Origin of the sequence: Bradyrhizobium sp. Cp5.3 (assembly GCF_000426265.1) — a bacterium.
Lineage (GTDB): Bacteria > Pseudomonadota > Alphaproteobacteria > Rhizobiales > Xanthobacteraceae > Bradyrhizobium > Bradyrhizobium neotropicale.
Genome location: NZ_AUFA01000024.1, coordinates 50,105 through 67,853, shown reverse-complemented (window position 1 = coordinate 67,853; position 17,749 = coordinate 50,105). Strand labels below are relative to the sequence as shown.

12 protein-coding genes and 6 pseudogenes are annotated in these 17,749 nt (G+C 60.8%); 5 read left to right on the top strand and 13 right to left on the bottom strand.

Annotated elements, in window-relative coordinates; translation table 11 throughout:
- Positions 1-354 precede the first annotated feature (354 nt).
- From K289_RS0127235 to K289_RS45310, 3 genes are all read right to left on the bottom strand, one after another.
- Positions 355-714: a hypothetical protein gene (locus K289_RS0127235; protein WP_027554411.1), complete on the bottom strand. Its 360-nt coding sequence runs from the start codon at positions 712-714 to the stop codon at positions 355-357.
- A 554-nt stretch (positions 715-1,268) separates the two neighbouring features.
- Positions 1,269-1,646, bottom strand: coding sequence for a hypothetical protein (locus tag K289_RS0127230; RefSeq protein ID WP_027554410.1), 378 nt, complete (start codon positions 1,644-1,646; stop codon positions 1,269-1,271).
- Positions 1,647-2,056: 410 nt separating this feature from the next.
- Complete coding sequence (locus K289_RS45310) at positions 2,057-2,491, bottom strand: hypothetical protein (RefSeq protein WP_198024784.1); 435 nt, start codon at positions 2,489-2,491, stop codon at positions 2,057-2,059.
- Between K289_RS45310 and K289_RS49000 the strand changes: the two are divergent.
- Positions 2,418-2,597 (top strand): annotated as a pseudogene (locus K289_RS49000) (ISL3 family transposase); the annotation flags it as partial. The gene K289_RS45310 and the pseudogene K289_RS49000 sit on opposite strands and share 74 nt — an antisense overlap.
- A 111-nt stretch (positions 2,598-2,708) precedes the next feature.
- On the opposite strand, the gene K289_RS50720 reads toward K289_RS49000, so the two are convergent.
- From K289_RS50720 to K289_RS0127175, 10 genes and pseudogenes are all read right to left on the bottom strand, one after another.
- Positions 2,709-3,026, bottom strand: a complete 318-nt coding sequence (locus K289_RS50720; RefSeq protein WP_027554409.1) for a hypothetical protein — start codon at positions 3,024-3,026, stop codon at positions 2,709-2,711.
- A gap of 94 nt (positions 3,027-3,120) precedes the next feature.
- On the bottom strand, positions 3,121-4,059 hold the full coding sequence (locus K289_RS0127215) for a LysR family transcriptional regulator (protein ID WP_027554408.1): 939 nt from the start codon (positions 4,057-4,059) through the stop codon (positions 3,121-3,123).
- A 184-nt stretch (positions 4,060-4,243) separates the two neighbouring features.
- Positions 4,244-4,428 (bottom strand): annotated as a pseudogene (locus tag K289_RS48995) (2Fe-2S iron-sulfur cluster-binding protein); the annotation flags it as partial.
- A 397-nt stretch (positions 4,429-4,825) separates the two neighbouring features.
- On the bottom strand, positions 4,826-5,290 hold the full coding sequence (locus K289_RS0127205) for a nuclear transport factor 2 family protein (RefSeq protein ID WP_027554407.1): 465 nt from the start codon (positions 5,288-5,290) through the stop codon (positions 4,826-4,828).
- Positions 5,291-5,498: 208 nt separating this feature from the next.
- Complete coding sequence (locus K289_RS0127200; RefSeq protein WP_027554406.1) at positions 5,499-8,360, bottom strand: winged helix-turn-helix domain-containing protein; 2,862 nt, start codon at positions 8,358-8,360, stop codon at positions 5,499-5,501.
- Positions 8,361-8,969: 609 nt separating this feature from the next.
- Positions 8,970-9,674: a glutathione S-transferase family protein gene (locus tag K289_RS0127195; RefSeq protein WP_027554405.1), complete on the bottom strand. Its 705-nt coding sequence runs from the start codon at positions 9,672-9,674 to the stop codon at positions 8,970-8,972.
- Between the two features lie 351 nt (positions 9,675-10,025).
- Positions 10,026-10,622, bottom strand: a pseudogene (locus tag K289_RS45300) (FAD-dependent oxidoreductase); the annotation flags it as partial.
- Between the two features lie 474 nt (positions 10,623-11,096).
- A pseudogene (locus K289_RS45295) lies at positions 11,097-11,417 on the bottom strand (Dps family protein); the annotation flags it as partial.
- Positions 11,418-11,509: 92 nt separating this feature from the next.
- Positions 11,510-13,111, bottom strand: coding sequence for a GMC family oxidoreductase (locus K289_RS0127180; protein ID WP_027554404.1), 1,602 nt, complete (start codon positions 13,109-13,111; stop codon positions 11,510-11,512).
- A 655-nt stretch (positions 13,112-13,766) separates the two neighbouring features.
- Positions 13,767-15,179 carry a PLP-dependent aminotransferase family protein gene (locus tag K289_RS0127175; RefSeq protein ID WP_027554403.1) on the bottom strand — a complete coding sequence of 471 codons (1,413 nt, stop codon included), beginning with the start codon at positions 15,177-15,179 and terminating at the stop codon, positions 13,767-13,769.
- Positions 15,180-15,266: 87 nt separating this feature from the next.
- Between K289_RS0127175 and K289_RS45290 the strand changes: the two are divergent.
- The 4 genes and pseudogenes from K289_RS45290 (at position 15,267) to K289_RS0127155 (ending at position 17,732) form a co-directional block, all read left to right on the top strand.
- Positions 15,267-15,702, top strand: a pseudogene (locus K289_RS45290) (cupin domain-containing protein).
- Positions 15,699-16,022: pseudogene (locus K289_RS45285) on the top strand (carboxymuconolactone decarboxylase family protein); the annotation flags it as partial. The pseudogenes K289_RS45290 and K289_RS45285, both read left to right, overlap by 4 nt.
- Before the next feature lie 5 nt (positions 16,023-16,027).
- Positions 16,028-16,909 (top strand): LysR family transcriptional regulator, encoded by an 882-nt coding sequence (locus K289_RS0127160; RefSeq protein ID WP_027554402.1) that lies wholly within the window; start codon positions 16,028-16,030, stop codon positions 16,907-16,909.
- Between the two features lie 286 nt (positions 16,910-17,195).
- Complete coding sequence (locus K289_RS0127155) at positions 17,196-17,732, top strand: DUF1003 domain-containing protein (RefSeq protein WP_245284015.1); 537 nt, start codon at positions 17,196-17,198, stop codon at positions 17,730-17,732.
- The last annotated feature ends 17 nt before the right edge of the window (positions 17,733-17,749 follow it).

The window sequence follows — 17,749 nt, the reverse complement described above, 5'->3', positions numbered from 1 at the left end:
TCCGATAAGGTAAAGCCAGTTCGCTAGATTGCCCATGCGACATCCCGTGGATTGACCGGCTGGAGCTCTGCAGGCTTGTTCATTTCAGCATGCATCCTCATTTGCGCCATGGCCACTTCCATCATGCAAGCGGCGGCTCGAGGAAGCCGCACGCTGCCAAGTTTTGGCGTCACCACCAGCCGTGGACACCACCGGCCGTAAGAGAAGTCGGGATAGTAATAGGTCGGCTTGCTCCAATATGATCGTCAATCCATTGGATGTCGTCGAAGGCGGTGATCTGATCGCGGATTGCCCGGAGGTCGGCGCCGACTCATTAGACGCACGCGCCAGCCATCGGGAGCGCGGAGGATATGATCAATACGGCGGACACGTCGGCGTGTCGGTCCAGGGCGCTGTCGCTAAGGCGCCGACGCGCGGTCCGGGCAGGCAACCTGTCGTGTAATATCCGTAGCCGTCGCCATAATAAGAATTATAGGTCGGATAGCCCCAATTCGAACTATAGGCGGGATAGCCCCAGTACGAATTATAGTCCCAGTACGAAGGGTAGGGATGACCCCGCCGCACCTGATAGCGCACGTCCGTCGTCACGGCTGGTATCGCCGCCTTGATCGACGTGCCATTGATCGGCGCAGCAGACGATTTGGCCGTGGCGGCCACTGCGATTGGAACAGCAATTGCGAGCGCAATCGCGAGGCTGCGGACTTGAAACTTCATGGTATCTCCTGTTTGTCTTAAACCACGCCACGAGAATGACCTTGCAACGCCGGTGAGGGAAATCACCTCTCGCCATGGAGTCGATAGACGATCATTATTGCTGCCGCGCCGCGTGAAGCCACAGCGAGGAATACCCTACAGCCGCATCCGCAGAAACTTCTAAACCCGTTATCGCCCTTGGACCAATCGAGGTTGCGCGTGCCAGCGCGCCGCCGTCCTTGACCATGACGCAAGCTCCTACGGTGGATTTGTCGCGCGCCACGTCGCCAACCGGACGCCGGACCGAGGTAAGAGAGGGAAAGATATCGCCCGTTCGCGCGAAAAAAGCCCGGAGCTCGCTTTGAGCCCCGGGTAGTCAAGGGAGGAAACGCCTGTGGCGTTGGTGCCATTCACCGGCCATCAGCCAGTCCGCCGGCACCAAGCGGGAGCTCAAGGTGGTTCAGTTCACCGTCGGGATCGAGAACTCCTTTCGCGGCTCACTCCTCGCCACATCAATTCAACGTCAAGCAGCTCCTCTCGACGCCGTCGCTGCCTTGAACTCGCCGCGCGCCTGTTCAACATCGAACCGCGATTGGCTCCTCAGACGCGTTAAGGACTGACGTCGTTAGCAGAACAGCGGCAGCGAGGATCCAGTAGTACCAGGCGTCGAGCCCGAAAAAGTTGAAGGCAAACGGGGCGACGACAAACACCACGCCGACGGCGCGATCGACCCAAAGGTGCAGCCAGTAGGGGATGATGCGGACGAGCCCGGTGGGATGGTCGGTCAGGGCGGCTAAGAGTAGTGCTGCGAGACCCACAACAACCGAGAGCCACAGTGCGACCGGTCCGCTCTGACCGAGCTTCAGCCAGAACGGCGCTGCGATCAAGACGATCGCGACTGGATAATCGATTAGGTAGGCGTGGATAGACTTAGTGATGAAGCGGAACGACATCGGCGACTCCTACGTGCTTGGTTGCTCGAGCGGGTCCTTGCGACGCGGAGACTGCTGCCACCTAAGACGACGATCACGCCGCCCTATGCTGGCTAGCACTCCGTACAACCGCGACGGGTCAGCCCAATTAGAGGCACAGAAAGGCTATGCCGATACGCCAACCATTAGAAATGCCCGGTCGTTATTGTTTCCATTCCAGTCGCGCGGTGCCATAGAGGCGGGGTAGTGTTCGTTGAGCGTCTGTCAGCCCAAGAGCGGAGCGAACTTCAGGCGCACGAGGCGACGATGCTTCAGTGTCTGGCTGTCGAGGTCGGGAAAGGCTTTGGAAGATCGCCTGGATCGTGTCATCCGCTCATTCCTGGGTATCGCGCACGGGCTCGCGACGGTCGCCGTGCGTTACGTCGCAGCTATCAGGCGACCTCCTCGATCACGAGTTCTTTTCCGTTGAATGAGATCGCGTCACTGGCGCGCTTGCCATCCAACTCAGCATAGATCGGTTCCTGGATGGAGACGCCCATCATCTCGTTGCCCTCGCACACGAACTTGCCTGTTGACACGGCAATAACGAAAGTCCGTCCGTCTAGCTTCACCACTGCGCCTTCTTCGACCTTGCTGTACGCCCCGAAGTCCATCGCCGAGAGCTTCTCGAGTTTGTCGGAGTGCGAGTGGACGGTGTCGTCAAACGGTTCGAACAGGTCGCTCGCGAGCTCTGCCTGTGCTTGCTCATCGATCTTCGATCGGCTCGCTCCTATCGAGCCGGGCGCTCCCGACGTTGCCTCATTCGCTCGCGGCGTTACGAATGATGAAGCGGCGGTTCGGGCGGCGATCACCTTGCCCTGGTCCAACGGACAAACTGAAGATCAGGTCACCCGCCTCTAGCTCGTCAGACAGCAAATGTACGGACGCGCTAAACTCGATCCGCGCCAAGCCAGACTAATCGTCGCAGAATAGAGTGGAGCTACACAAAATGCGCGTCAGAGCCAAAATTTGAAGCCGATGAGGGGCAAGTTTTGGAAGCTGATCGACACCAAAATGTCACTTCGGTCACTCGCAGCTATCAGCTCAACGATCAGTAGTTCCATCCGGTTTGGGGACCTCTTTAACAAGCCCTCGAAGTCGAAGGACGATTTCAGCTGCTCGCTTACCGCTATCTACGATGCTGACGAGCGCCTCCCGGACTTCTTCCAGAGCTAGCGGTTCCACGCGCATCCATCTTAGGCCGGCCTGCGCTTCTGCGACCACTGCCGCCATCGCGTCGATGGCCTCGTGGGCTTGCCCATCAAAGCTGCGCACGAATTCGGCCGAAGTCTGCAACGACATTTGCTCACTCGCGTAGCTTGTACTGTTTTCCTGCTGGAAGAAGTGTTGATCTGTTAGCATGACAAATCCCCTAGCGTTATAGTTGAGTCTTTCATTCGAGAATCGATCGGAGAAGAACGTTGGAAGCGGTTGGCCGTCGGCGTGCTTGTCGTGGTCATGCGGGCGCGCTCGCCATCTCCGGTAGCGTTGCGTGCGGCGGCATGCCACGGCGGGCGACCTCGACCGACCAGTCGCGAAGCCGCGCGACCTTGACGAAAGCGTCCAGCGCCGGCAAGTAGCGGCGCCCCTGCACAGCCAGCAGCCGCACCTCCCGCGAAACCGGGTCGCCTTCGAGCGGAATGGTCTTGAGCGTCGGAAGGCGCGGCATGTGCTCGGGCGCGAGTATCACGCCGAAGCCAGCCGAGGCCATGTGCTGCAGGTGCAAGTCGTGACCGCTGCAGTGGCCCAGCTGGGGCGGTTCGTCGTGGAAATACGACCGTTGGATCTTCGGGGCGACGTCGCATCCGGCGCGTTCCAGCAAGATGGTCTCGCGGAGGTCGTCGATCCCGATCGAGGGACGGTTTGCGAGCCGGTGTGTCGGCGCGAGAACCGCGACGTAGCGCTCCTCGAACAGCAACCAGTCGTCGATGCGGGCGGGCATGTCCTGCACGTCCCCGACCATTGCGGCGTTGATCTCCCCCTCCAGCAGGAGGTCGACGAGCTTCTCCGCCGCGCCCTCGCGCAGCTCGACGTGAAGCGCAGGGACGAACTTTTCGATCTCCGCGATCAGATCGAGGATAAGCGAGGCCGAGATAGAGGGGGCGAGGCCGATCTTTAGTGGCGCGACCTCCTTGCGTTGGAACTCCTTGGCTCTGCGACGCGCCGTCTCTGCGGAGGCCAGTGTGCACGCCAGCATCGGAAGGACTTCCTTCCCAAGGTCGGTAAGTTGTGTCAGCTGGCGCTCGCGGTAGATCAACTGGCCGCCGAGCTCCTGCTCGAGCTTCTGCACGCCCTTGGTCAGGGCGGGCTGCGTGACATTGCATTGCTTGGCCGCGCGGGTGAAGTTGAGTGTGGACGCGACGGCGAGGAAGTAGCGAACTTGATGAAGCTCCATGGGGTGCTCTCCGTTAAGTTGCTCCTGTCGATACTGATGAGCCTTTGCACTCGACGACGTGCTGGAGCACGCCGCGATCATCGCGCATGGATGCCACCTGCAGGCACACGTCGGAACGGACCGGTCTTTCGGTTTGGACGCATGGATACGGTTTCTGGAGCCTCTGAGAGCCAAGCTAAGGGCTTCATGTCTCAGTCCTCCACATCTTGATCGCGACATCCTTGATCGCCGCGACGATGCCGACATAGGCGCCGCACCGGCAGATATTGCCGCTTACGTATTCGCGGGTCTGTTCGGGCGAGCCGGCATGCCATTCTCGACGCACGCCACAGCCGCTATGATCCGACCCAGAGTGCAGTAGCCGCACTGCCTCAAAATTACAGGCGGTTTGCGGGTTTGCCACCGCGGTCATGCTCCATATTGCCGACTGCCAGGCCGTCGGTATGGTACTGGAAGTCCCGCTGCGCGCTTCGGGCCCGATCTGTCCATTCCTGCAGCACATGATATCCTCTCACCGGGGAGCGGGTGTCCATTGCAGGACTCGATTACATGAGGAAGCGTCGCGCAGTATTCGCGGAGAGGCGAGTTTATTGTCGTAAGTTAGAGTAAATCCTCGCTCCGGCGGCTGATTGCGAGGGGACGGCGTGCCGCGGCGGCCGATGATCGCCGCGCGGCGTGAGGCCCGAGCCGCAACCCGGAACGCTGTTTTCAGATGCCGTAGCGATTACAAAGAATGTTCAGCTGAGTGATCTGGCCGCTATGGGCCCTAAAAGTCGAAGTCGTTGAGCTCAGGGTGGCCGTCAGGCCGTGGTCCCAACGGCCATAAAAACATCCGATCTGCTTCGGCGATCGGATGTTCATTGATGCTGGCCATGCGCCGCTGCATTAGGCCATCCGGATCGAACTCCCAGTCCTCGTTTCCATAGGCTCTAAACCAATTGCCGCCGTCGTCGCGATATTCGCAGGCGAATCGCGCCGCTATCCGATTGTCGGTGAAGGCCCAGAGCTCTGCCATAAGACGATAGTCAAGTTCCTTCGCCCATTTGCGTGCGAGAAACACCTCGATGGCGGCGCGACCGGACAGAAACTCAACGCAATTCCGCCAGAAGCAGTCGATTGTGTAGTCACGGGCCACCCGGGCAGGGTCGCGGCTATTCCAACTATCCTCGATGACGCGAACCTTTCTCATTGCAGTTCCCTGGGTGAAGGGCGGTAGAGGATCGCGTGACATGGCCATTGCTCCCACGGACAGCAAGGAATCCGTCAGAGACTGAGGCAACGCCGGACTCGCCGCGAGTTGATTGGTGTTAAGAAGTGTAAATACTCGCTTCAGAGCGCCAAATGTGCCGCGTTCAGCGCGGCCGCCTGTTTCCTGTGATGGTTATTGTCCGGCTGCCACTAGCTGAACACGGTTGACGGCACTGCCAAGACAAAGGCCCTCAGCAAAGCGGCAGCTGCACCTCTAATGCGCGAAGTTGCCGTTGCGCCTCAATCAGATCAGCGGTCTCGAATCCTTCCGTGAAGCGCTCGTAAATATCTATGAGCAGACGACGCGCGTCGTCTACGCGCCCATGGTCCACCCACAAGCGACACAAGGCGATTGCTGAACGCAATTCCCAGCCGAGCGCGGACTGCTCACGGGCGCTGCCAAGTGAACTTATAAGCGAGGCCTCGGCCGCCGGCCAATTCGTCGGTGCCGCCGCCAACAGCACCTCCGCTTGGGTTCGCAGCAAGTTCGGTAGCTCAAACGTCCCGGAGCCGCGCGTAGCGTCGGTGACGAGCGAATCGATGATAGTGATCGCCTCTGCCGGGTGTCCGCTACGAGCGAGACCCTCGGCCAGCGCGCGAGAAGATGCGAATGAGAGGATATACTGCCGCTCATCTTGCAAGGTGGACAGCGCGGTACGCAGGGTCTCGACCCCAAGCGTTGTCTTTCCTCTCGCAAGCATAAGCTCGCCTCGCAAGCCCAGGCCACCGGCATGGTACGGCGCGAGCGAGTGCTTGCCAGCACAAGCGATCAGCCGTTCGATGAGATCCTCTCCTATCAGCAGATCTCCCCTCCACAGGAACACCGATGCGGCATAGAGAAGGCAGATGCAAAGAGAGACAGGGTGGTTCTCTCTCTCCGCCAGCTCGATCGCTTGTTGTGCACGTCGGGCCGCCTGGTCAGCGAAACCTCGGTCCCACAATGTGCGCGCTTCGCCGATCAATGCCCTCACGTGGTGATTGTAACCATAGGAGTGCATCTGCGTTATGCCGGCAGCCGCGGCTCGCTCGAACCCAATCCTATAATTGTGCTGCGCAGAGACTTGATCTCCTATCAGATGATAGCTTGCACCCAGCATCCACTCAGCGGCCACCATCTCTCTCGGGCGACCGAGTTTCTTGGCCACGGCAACGTAGCGTTCTGCGGCCGCTAGCGCACCGCCAAAATCAGCAAGGCGAGTGCGGAAGAGATTGAGGCCGGCCAGCAAGTGCAATTGGTACTCGGTGTCTTCCAGGGAATCGGCGAGGGTGAGCCCGCGCTCCAGCGCAGTTCCTACCTCGTCGCTGTTGCCGTGGACATAGATCGACGATATTGCCAATGATAGTTGCAGAGCCAGCTCGAGTTTCGTTCCGCGGTCTTCCTCGCCCAATGTACGTATCGTCTGCTGGCACCAGAACCGACACTCGCTCAGCATCGACAGCCCGAGGAACAGAGGCACTGCCCCGGCGCCTAATGCCACGCCGACCGAGGCATCGCCCGACGTCGAAAAGCTCCATTCGAGTGCTGCTCTGATGTCACCTACGTGGCGTGAGTATGAGGTGAGAGTTCGATCCTGCAAGATGTTGGATCGGATGGGCGCGAGGCGCTCCGCATAGTAGAGGGCATGTCGTCTCGCGATTGCATTCTCGTCTGCCCGCCGTGCCAGCTTGAACGCCGCATAGGCTCGTGTCGTATCAAGAAGTCGGTACGAGCTTGCGTCTCCAGTCTGAGAGACCGAGATAAGCGACTTTTCGACCAGACTTGCGATCACATTCGCGACTTCCGGCACTTCCAGCTCGCCAATGACGGCTTGCGCCATCTCCAATGTGAACGAGCCGACAAACACGGACAGCGTGGTGAAAATCGCCTGCTCAGACCCCGACAGTAAATTGTAGCTCCAGTCGAGCGCCACCTGGAGAGTCTGATGTCGCGGATGGCTGCGCTGTCCCCGCCAATGGAGTATCAGGCGATCGTTGATCAGCTGCGCCAATCCGCTGACGCCATATGCGCTCGCCCGGCTGGCCACGACTTCGATGGCCAGCGGATTCCCGTCGAGTTGGCGGCAAATGCCCGCTACGATCGGTGCCTCCTCGTCGGAAAGGTCGCGCCGGTATCCGCCGGCCGCTGCTCGATCCATAAAGAGCTGCACTGCAGGAGAGGCCAGCGCTTCGACCACCGTCAGGCCGACCTCGCTTCGCGGGCTGTCGAGAGGCTGAAGCATATGGATGTTCTCGCCCTCGACCCGCAGCGCTTCGCGCGTCGTCGCGATAATGTGTACGAACGCCCCTTCGCGGAAGAGACGTTCCGTCATCAAGGCGACGGGCTCCATCACGTGCTCGCAGCTGTCGAGAATCAGAAGGATTCGCTTGTCAGCAAGGAACGCCGACAGTCGCGGCAACGAGTCTTGCGTCTGACTGATGCATCCGACCGACGATGCGACGGCCGGAACAACGAGCGTTCCATCGTGGAGAGCGCTGAGGTCCACGAAGCAGACCGCGTCGCCGAAATCACTCGCCATCGCGTGCGCGACGGCGAGCGCCACGGTTGTCTTGCCGACGCCGCCGGGCCCAACGATGCTGACGAACCGCCGGGAAGCCACTTCAGCGAACACGGTTTTGACGGTTTCGTCGCGGCCAATCATCCGCTCCAAGCGCGCGGGCAGCATCTGGGTCCTGACCAACCTAACCACGGCAGCCGAAGACACGCCGCCTTGCGCCCAGGGCTGGACGGGTGCGACAAAGCAATAGCCGCGGCCCGGCACGTTAGCGATATAGCGGGCTCCGTCTCGACCATCACCGAGTGCTTTTCGAAGGTTGGCGATATGGACACGGAGGTTGGCCTCCTCCACTGTCACATCCGGCCACACGCGCGACATCAATTCCTCCCGGCTGACGACGTCTCCGGCCCGGTCAATCAGCGTGATCAGGATATCGAGTGCGCGGCCGCCCAGCTGAACCGGCTCGCCCGCCTTCTTCAGTAGTCTTTCGGCCGCAATCAGACGGAAGGGCCCAAACGAAAAGATGTCGGCAGCGTGCTGGTTGTCGCGATCATCCATGGACGCTCGTCCGCTCGCTTTCGATCACACGCCGTAGTGCAGTCTTCACCTTGATCTCTCTGACCTGTATCACCCTTGCGGCCCTAACAGCACGCAATTGAAACGCGCTGACCTCGAAGTGTAACGAGCATCCGGATCGCAGAGGCGGGCCGCCGCCTTTCAAGACGCGATCGAGAGCATACGCTGTCTACTTGAACTCGACGCCCCAGGTCGAAAGTCGTAGGAACCCGGCCTGCAGCCGTCGTACTCAGTGCGGGCTGAATACGAACTCCTGTTTGAGCCGGTGACGCTGTCCGGAACCGCGATGGTCATCCGGGGCTCGTCGGCGCAGCCGGTAAAGCTCACACTGACGCCATATATGTCCAAAAAGAGCGATAGCGAGCCGCCGGCTCATCGCCGCCACCGCGCCCGACCGGAAGGAACAAGTGAACCGCGACCCGCATTGGTCAGCGGCTTGATGGAACAAGTCCGCGAACGCGACCGCCGCACGATCGGTGGCCCCCATAGACACGCCACACCGGACGCTGAGTTTCGTGCTGGGCGTTAGGAAATGTGGTGCTGTTATCGTTTCCATTCCCGCAGTTGGGACGGATGAGACCCGGTTGCCCTCTAGTCGGTCACGGGGTAGTTCGACGGGAAGAGCGCACGCTTCGTTGCCTCGTCGTTCACCTTCTTGAACTCGTGATCCTTTCCGACAGCGCGCGCCCTCACGACCGCGGGGCGCCCGTCGATCGCGGTGAACCACCGCTTGACGTTCGGGAACGGCGCCAAGGGATCGTGTGCGCCCTTCATCACACGGGAGGCGCGATCGATCCAACCCCAGGCGGACATGTCGACGATCGTGTAGTCAGACCCGACGATGTAGTCGCGGCCGGTGAGTTGGCTGTCGAGTACGGCATAGTGGCGCTCCGCTTCGCGGCGGTATCTATTGACGGCGTAGTCGAGGCCGTCGGGGGCCGCAAACTGGAAATGCACGGCCTGTCCCGAGAAGGGCCCAAGGCCTGTTCCGAGGAAGAAAAGCCACGACAAGAGTTCACCCCGCTTGGAAGGCTGTCCAAGGAATCGGCCTGTTTTCTCGGCGAGATACAGCAGAATGGCGCTCGAGTCGAAAACCCGCACCTCTTGGCCGCCCGGACCTTCGGTGTCGACGATGGCGGGCACCTTGCCGTTGGGATTGACGGCGCGATATGAGGGCTGGTGTTGCTCGCCCTTGCTCGTGTCGACCGGCACCAGCTCATACGTTAGCCCGGACTCCTCCAAGAACAGGGCGACCTTGGCTGGATTGGGCGTCGGGTGGAAATAGAAGCGGATCATCGCGCTCACCTTCAGGATCTCAGACTGTTCGCACGCAAGGACGGCACGCGCCGGGTCGACGAACGGTTGGTTCAGGCGGCCAGCGCGACACTGCTAGCGCTCTCGCCGCTACGGAAGTGGCGTGGCGTTATCGATTTCATTCCCGGCAGCTTGAGGCCTGCAGCATCTAGTGAGCTGCTCGACGGCCGCGGCTTTCCGAGTGGGCCCTTCCGAGCACGTGCCGGCCGCGTCAAACGGCGGCGCTTGGGACGAGCGGTGTCGAGACGTCGCGCCGGTCGTAACGCACAGTCGGCGTCTGCATTGCGACGATCTCCTCGCCGACTGACGGGTGCACGGCCGTGACCGACATGAGCCAGCGAACTCCATCGCGATGTATCCGGCGCCGCCGATGACAAGCTTCCCGGGGAACGTCTTCAAGTCGAAGATGTCATCCGAGGTGGCGCCGAGCTCAATCCCGTCGAAGGGAGGCAGTTCGGGCCGTGCGCCTGTCGCGATCAGGATCGTGCGCGCCCGCACGCGACGGCCGTCTTTGAGGAGGCGCACCGTATGCGCGTCCTCGAGCACAGCGCGAGACCTCACGACCTCGACGCCCGCACTTTCTTGACCGGCGCCGTAGAGCCCCTCCAGGCGTGTGATCTCGCGGTCCTTCGCGGCGACCAATGACGACCAGTCGAAATGCGGGACCGACAAGCGCCAGCCGAATTCTGCAGCCTCGTCGAACGAGTCGCTGAAACGGCTCGCGTAGACAAACAGCTTCTTCGGCACGCAGCCGCGGATGACACACGTCCCTCCAAGCCGGTACTCCTCCGCGAGCATCACTTTCGCGCCATGCCCCGACGCCACGCGCGCAGCCCGGACGCCTCCTGACCCGCCCCCGATCACGAACAGGTCGACGTCGAATTCCGCTTCGCGGGAACGCGCTGAAGCCTCGGCCGCCGGTCTCGACACGCCTGGCGGTCCCTGCAATGCGTTTGAGTCGCTCAAGTCAGGCATCCAATCCATTCTCTGAGGGTGGTCGAAATGCGTGCGCTGATCGCATTGTCCGTGCAGGCGCGTCGGCAAACGTCGGCCTAGACCGGCGCTCACTCTGGATTCGAATAGCCGTGACTCCTAGCGCACACGCGCCACTTCGGACTCGCGGCATCGTGTTTTGGACTTTCGGCGCAGCGCATCCGTCGACGATCAGCCGTGCGCCTTCGCTCAGGAACCACGCCCGCTTCTCGACCGCGTCTATGTACATGGCAGGCCCAAATCGCGCGAGATGCGTATCGTGCTGGACGGCCGCGTATCGATGGAGAGGACGTTCTGTAGCGCCAACAAAATGCCATCCAAGCGAAGGAGTCTGACGTCAAAGCCCAAGAGGGAATTTTTGCGGGAGCGTATGCAGTCACCCGAACTTCGCGGGTGGGCGTGCGCTCGAGGTTAAGCTCTCCTGGTCGCCTCGAACAGGAACCATGTGCGATGATCCGCCTCGTCGATCCAGTTTTCGATCAGGCTGGCCATGGCGACATCGCAATGCTCTTCGCAGACATTGCGTGTCTGCCGCATGCGCTGGGTGAGCGCCAGGTTGTCTTCCTTCAGTTCGGCCAGCATGTCTTCGGGCGTGACGAAATCGGCATCATCGTCCTCGATATGCTTCACCCTGGCGATGTGGCCGATCGAGCGGATCGTTGTGCCGCCGATCTTGCGGGCTCTTTCCGCGATGTCGTCCGTCATCATGAAAATCTGCGCGGCCTGCTCATCCGCAGTTTGCAAGGACTCAGCCCTTTGACGTTGACGCGACTTGGTCGGTTCCGTACTTGATGACGATCTATGTCGGTTCGCGCCAGAGCTCCTTATGTCCGCTTCAGATCCTCGACCAGCATCACCGTGGCGTGGCGCGCGAGCGCCTGGGTCGGGGCGTTCGTATTGCCGCTGGTGATGTTCGGCATGATCGAGGCGTCGATCACCCGGAGGCCGTCGACCCCGCGGACCCTGAGCCTTGCGTCAACCACCGCTCGCGCATCCCGGCCCATCCGGCACGTGCCGACCGGGTGCCACATCGTCGTCACAGCGCGCTTTGCCCATTCGCCGATCTCGGTGTCCGACTGGATGCGCGGCCCGGGCTCCATCTCTTCCTCGATCACCGGCGCCAGCGACGGCTGCGCCAAAACCTTGCGGATCGCGCGCACTGACTCCACCACGGCCCTCAAGTCTTGCTCCTCGCCGATGAAGTTCGGGTTGATGAGGGGCATCGACGTCGGGTCGCTGTCGGTCAACCGCACCCAGCCACGGCTCTTGGGCTGAAGCACTACGAGCTCGAAGGTGATGCCGGAGCGGTCGCCCGTCGGGCTCAGTTCCTGGTTTGCGATGATAGGGGCGTGATAGCATTGGATTGTCGGTTCGGCGGTGAAGTCGGACGGATTCCAGTGGGAAACCGTCTCGATGCCGTTGCCCGACGCCGGGCCATCCTTGGTCACGAAATAGCGCAGGCCCGCCTTCACGCTACCGAGGCCATGCGCGGCAGCTTGATAGCCAAGATCGCCCTTCACATAGACACGGACCGGTACCATCGGGTGGTCTTGAAGATTTTCGCCCACCTCGGGAGAATCGACGATCACGGCGATGCCGTGCTGGCGAAGCTGCTCGGCTGGCCCGATGCCAGAGTGCATGAGGATCTTCGGGCTATGGACGCTGCCGGCCGACAGCACAACCTCGCCGGCCGTGATTCTCACCAGGCCCCTGTCCATGAGCTCGACGCCGACGGCCCGCTTGTTCTCGACGAGAATGCGGACGACGGTCTTGCCGGTGAGAAGAGTCACGCGGCCCGAGGCGAGGTGCGGGCGCAGATAAGCGTCGACCGCGCTGCACCGCCGCTGATCCCCGACCGTCGACTGCACCGGTGAGACGCCGATCTGGCTCTTTCCGTTATAGTCGGGATTATAGGGAATCCCATATTCCTGAAAGGCCTTGAGGCAATATTGGTTCAGCTTGTTGATGCCCTTGGGCAACTGAACAGCCAGACCACCATCGATGCCGTGATATTTGTCGTGGAAGGTGTCGTTGTCTTCCTGCGCCATGAAGACGGGAAGCAGGTCTTCATACGACCATTTGCCGGTATCGCCGACCGCGTCCTGCCACGCGACGTAATCGCGTATCTGACCGCGGACGTAAGCCATCGCGTTGATCGAGGAGCCGCCGCCGAGCACCTTGCCTGAGCGATATGCTCGCTTGGTGCCGTGCTGGGGAACCGTCTCGTATTTCCAGACATGCCGGTCTTGGGCCAGTATCTTGGCGAAGCCGGCGGGAATGTGAATGAACGGATCGCGATCCGTATCGCCCGCTTCGATCAGCACGATCGAAGCATCGGTGTGTTCGGCGAGATAACTCGCAACGACGCAGCCGGCCGCGCCCGCGCCAACAATGACAATGTCGTACGCTTCCGCTTCTTGGGACATCAGCGTCGTTCTCTTTCGCGCCATTTGTAGTTCAATCAACACTCGCAGCTGGCGAGTCGCCATCGCGGTGCCTGATCCTGAGATTGATTGGACCGAGCTTTGGGAGAGTGACCTTGCAACGCCGACGACGGAAATCACCTCTCGCCATAGAGTCGATAGACGATTGTTATTGCGCATAACTGGTGCCGCGAAATTCGCGCAGTGAACCCCGACCGAGGATCGTTGAGGGCGCACGAGAACGGCAAAAAGCGTACGGGGCACTGTGGGCATTCATGATCCGCGTCAATAAATCGAACGCGTTTCTACGATCTAGGGCCTCGTGGACGGATTGATCATTTGCGCGCCAACGCATTCGAAGGTCACTCAGGAGACGGCCAGACTCTGCGGAAGCGTGGCGAGTGAGCGCTTAAAGCAGCTTGCCTAACAGGAGCCGCTTTGGGAAATGATTATCATCACTATGTGAACTGCCTTCTCTTTCACGCGGTAACCACACTACTTGTCAAAGTTACAGTCGGATGGCTACGCCCTGCGTGCTGGTCATGTCATTCTGGGCCGTGGCGCCATGGCTCTCGTTCCGTACGGAACCAGAGTCGTCAGATCACTCCGCCGCAATAAGAAGTTTCAATCGACAGCCAACGATTCAGTCTCAAACCTCTCAGTTGAACCGACGGATGACTTCAAACAGCCGATCGCAAGATCGAGCCAAGTGTTTCGTCGGCGCGGTCGCTACGCCAAGCAGAAGCCCGGACTCGGCGTTGTCAGCCGATACATACCAGGCTGAAAGCGGCGACGGAGCCATGCCGAACGCCGAGACTTCGCGAGCCACGGCTATGTCCGAAGTTCCCTTGGGTAATTTCAGCAGTACGGCCAGGCCGGGCGCAGCAACCTGATCGGCGGCCATGGCTGTCTGAAGGCAGTCCAACAACGCCTTCCGCTTGGCGGCATAGGCGCGTTTCGTGCGGCGGAGATGGCGCATGTAGTGGCCTTCGCGCATGAACTCGGCGGTCGCGAGTTGCACCGCCGGGCACGGTGCCGGCGCGAGACACGCCGTCACGTCGGCGAACCGGGAGGCGAGTTCGAGCGGCGCGATCAGAAAGCCCAGCCGAATGGTCGGGCTGATCGTCTTGCTGAAGGAGCCAATGTGGATGACCCGTCCATCGCGGTCGAGCGACGCGAGCGCCGGCGCGGCCCTGCCAGACAGCTGTAGCTCGCTCAAATAGTCGTCCTCGATCACCCAAACCTCTTGTGCGGCTGCCCATTCGAGCAGGCGAAGGCGCCGTTCAAGCGACAAGGTGGAACCGAGAGGCGCCTGCTGACCGGGTGTCACGAGTATGAGCTTGGCGTCAGGATGGTGGCGCAAGCCATGATCGATATTGATACCGTCGGCATCAACCGGGATCGGAGCGAGGGACAGGCGGGCGAGCTCAAGTCCCTTTCTGCTCCAGGGGAAGCCGGGGTTTTCGATCCAGGCCGTTTGCCCAGCCAAGCCCAGAACGCTGAGCGCCAGGCCGAGCCCTGCGCCGAAGCCCCCGGTGACTACGACCTGCGATGGCATGCAGATGATGCCCCGAGCGACGGCAAGATAGCCCGCGATTTCCTGCCTCAGTTCGAGCTCGCCGCGCGGATCGGGGTAGAGGAGGGGAACACTCGCCTCGGCACGAACTGCGTGCGCCCGAATTCGCGCAAACAGCGTAGCTGGAAAGCTCTCGGTCGCCGGCACGCCCATCTGGAAGAGCGCAGGACCCTGCGTCATCTCCCGATAGATCTCCATGAACGAGCCTGCGTCCGGCGGCTGCTCGCTCCTGACGAGAATCCGAGGCCGCTGGGCGACGCGCGTGCCAGCGGTTCGCGAGGCCTCGATCAATTGGGCGGCGGCCAACTTCTCGTACGCGGTTCGCACCGTACCTCGCGCGACTCCGAGCTGGGCGGCGAGGTCCTGCCATGACGGCAAGCGTGCGCCAGCCTCCAGTACTCCACCCTCGATGGCCGCGGTCAGCCCCCTTCGGATCTGCTCCGCTAGAGGTAGCTTTGCCGCACGGTCGACCTTCAGCTGAAGCGGCTTGTTCATCGTTCATAGTACACGATTTATTTGCATTCTTGGTACTTTTTTCTGGCCCAACATGGGACATCTATGGGCGGACGGAAGGAGAAGCCTATGAGCGTCGGCACCATAACCATTGTTGCCAGCGCGGCCTTCGCCTTTGCTATTGCCAGGCCCGCTTTGGCACATAACGGCAAGGCCGAAACGGTCACGCCCAAATCGAGCGATTCCTAACATTCCTGGCAAATCGCTCGTCACCCTGGAAGCCGACTAAGCGCCGCGCGCGGCCTCCTTGCCGAACACACGTGCAAAGTCCGCTTTCATCTACGCCTATGTGATTTCGGGCGAGATCGAATCGAAGGCGAATGACGGCGGGACCCGCATCTACAAGGCCGGCGAGAGCTGGTCCGAATCGCCGAATTCAACCCATTCGATCAGCCGCAACGAGAGCAAGACCAAGCCGGCGAAGTCTCTCGCAGTCTCCGTCGTCGACTCCGACGACAAGGCGCTCGCCCCCTGTGAAGTAAGACCGAACGGATCAGAATTATGACCAAGAGGCTCGATTGCAACCAGATGGTTCCCGACGGGGCCAAGGCGTTCGACGGCGTCTATGGCTATGTCATGCAGAGCGGTCTGCCGAGTGAACTGGTGGACGCAATCTGTTTGCGGATCTCGCAGATCAACAACTGTGCCTATTGTCACGACATGTACACCCACGACCTCACCGAGAAGGGGGTGGAGGTCGAGAAGCCTACTCTGGTGCAGGCCTGGCGGGAGGGCGGCGGTCTTTTCAGCGCTGCCGAACGCGCTGCGCATTCCTGGGCCGAGAGCGTGACGCGCGTCGCCGAGACCGGCGCGTCGGGCAGCGCCCGCTGATGAACGACCGACTTACAGCGTTGAAACTGTTTGCCCGCGCAGGTCGCGTCGGGAGCTTTTCGAGTGCCGGTCGTGAGCTCGGTCTCTCTCAGCCCTCGGCGTCACGCCTTATCGCCGCGTTGGAAGCCGACGTCGGCGCGACACTCTTCAGTCGGACAACCCGAGCGGTCACGCTGACGGACGCTGGAGCAGCCTACTTGATGCGTGTAGAGGCGATCCTGGCCTCGCTTGAGGAGGCCGACCATGAGGCTCGCGGCACCGGAGAACTGCGAGGGGTACTTCGTGTCGGAACCTCGTCGAGTTTCGTGCTCCGGGAGATCACTCCGAGGCTGTCGAGATTCTTGTCAGCGCATCCGGCGCTTCGTGTCGAATTACTGTCTAACGATCGATATCAGGATCTGGTCGCCGAGGGCATCGACGTCGCCTTCCGGTTTGGAAGCCTGGCTGACTCAAGCGCCACTGTAAGAAAGGTGATCGACGTTCCGCGCATTCTTGCAGCCGCGCCCCTCTACCTCGAAGAGCACGGCACGCCGCTGATGCCGTCGGATCTTGCAAACCATGCGATGATCATCGGCCCTGCCCATCTCTCACCGACCTTCTCGTTCCGCAAGGACGGGCGTGTCGCGTCCGTCCGTGTGCAAAGTCAGTTGGCAGTGACAATCGTCGAAGGCGCCATCGCCGGCGCGAAGGCTGGACTGGGTATCGTCGCCTCTAGCCTCATCAGTGCGAAGGCAGAGTTGGAAAGCGGTGCGCTCGTTCGTATTCTGTCCGACTGGGATTTCGGCTCGATGGAAGTCAATGCACTGTTCGTGAGCGGAAAGACCATTAAGCCAGCCGCGCGCGCGTTCACGGATTTCCTTATCGGGGAGCTTCGACGCTGACTTCACGAAGCATTCCTACCGGTTATGGATATGATAGCTTTACCCGAGTGGTCGCCGAATTTAACTGCCGAACGCACTGAGTGAAGTAGATGCGGCGCCGAGATCTCCCTTGAATTACAAGACTTACTCTGCACTGCTATCGACCTGCGCGCGCACATGCTGGTTGGGTCAATAACTCGGACGATCTGGCGTTGCCTCAACGCGGTTGATTGGAAATATGCGCGACGCGCCCGCCGTACGGATGAGGAGCAGGGCCATCAAATCCGTAGAACCGGAAATCGACAGCATGGAGCCCACTGAGCGCGAACTGCTCGCCGAATTGCGGCGGCTGCGCCGCTCACTGCGCTTTCGTCCAACTGACACGTGCGATCCGATCGAGTCGCTCTCAGTCGGTCAACGTGTGGCAGACAAGGTCGCGAGCGTCATGGGCTCCTGGAAGTTTATCATCGTCCAGACCATCCTTCTCGCTGCATGGGTTTCGATCAATCTTGTCGCCGCGGCGAGGAGTTGGGACCCGTTTCCATTCATCCTGTTGAACCTCGCTCTCTCGGTCCAAGCTGGCTATGCAGCGCCGATCATCATCATGAGTCAGAACAGGCAGCAAGATATCGATCGAAGAGCGGCAGAAAACGATTATAGGGTCAACGTCAAGGCCGAACTAGAAATCGAGCTCTTGCACGAAAAGATAGACGAACTTCGAGCGCGGGAGGTCCTCGGACTGACCGAGGCCGTCAAATGTCTGACTGATCTACTTCTGCAAACGAGGCAGTCTGCTCGAGCGGACTTTGTCGGCCCCGTTGAACAAGAGGTTTCCGCTCCCTAACCCGGGCTAACGACGCC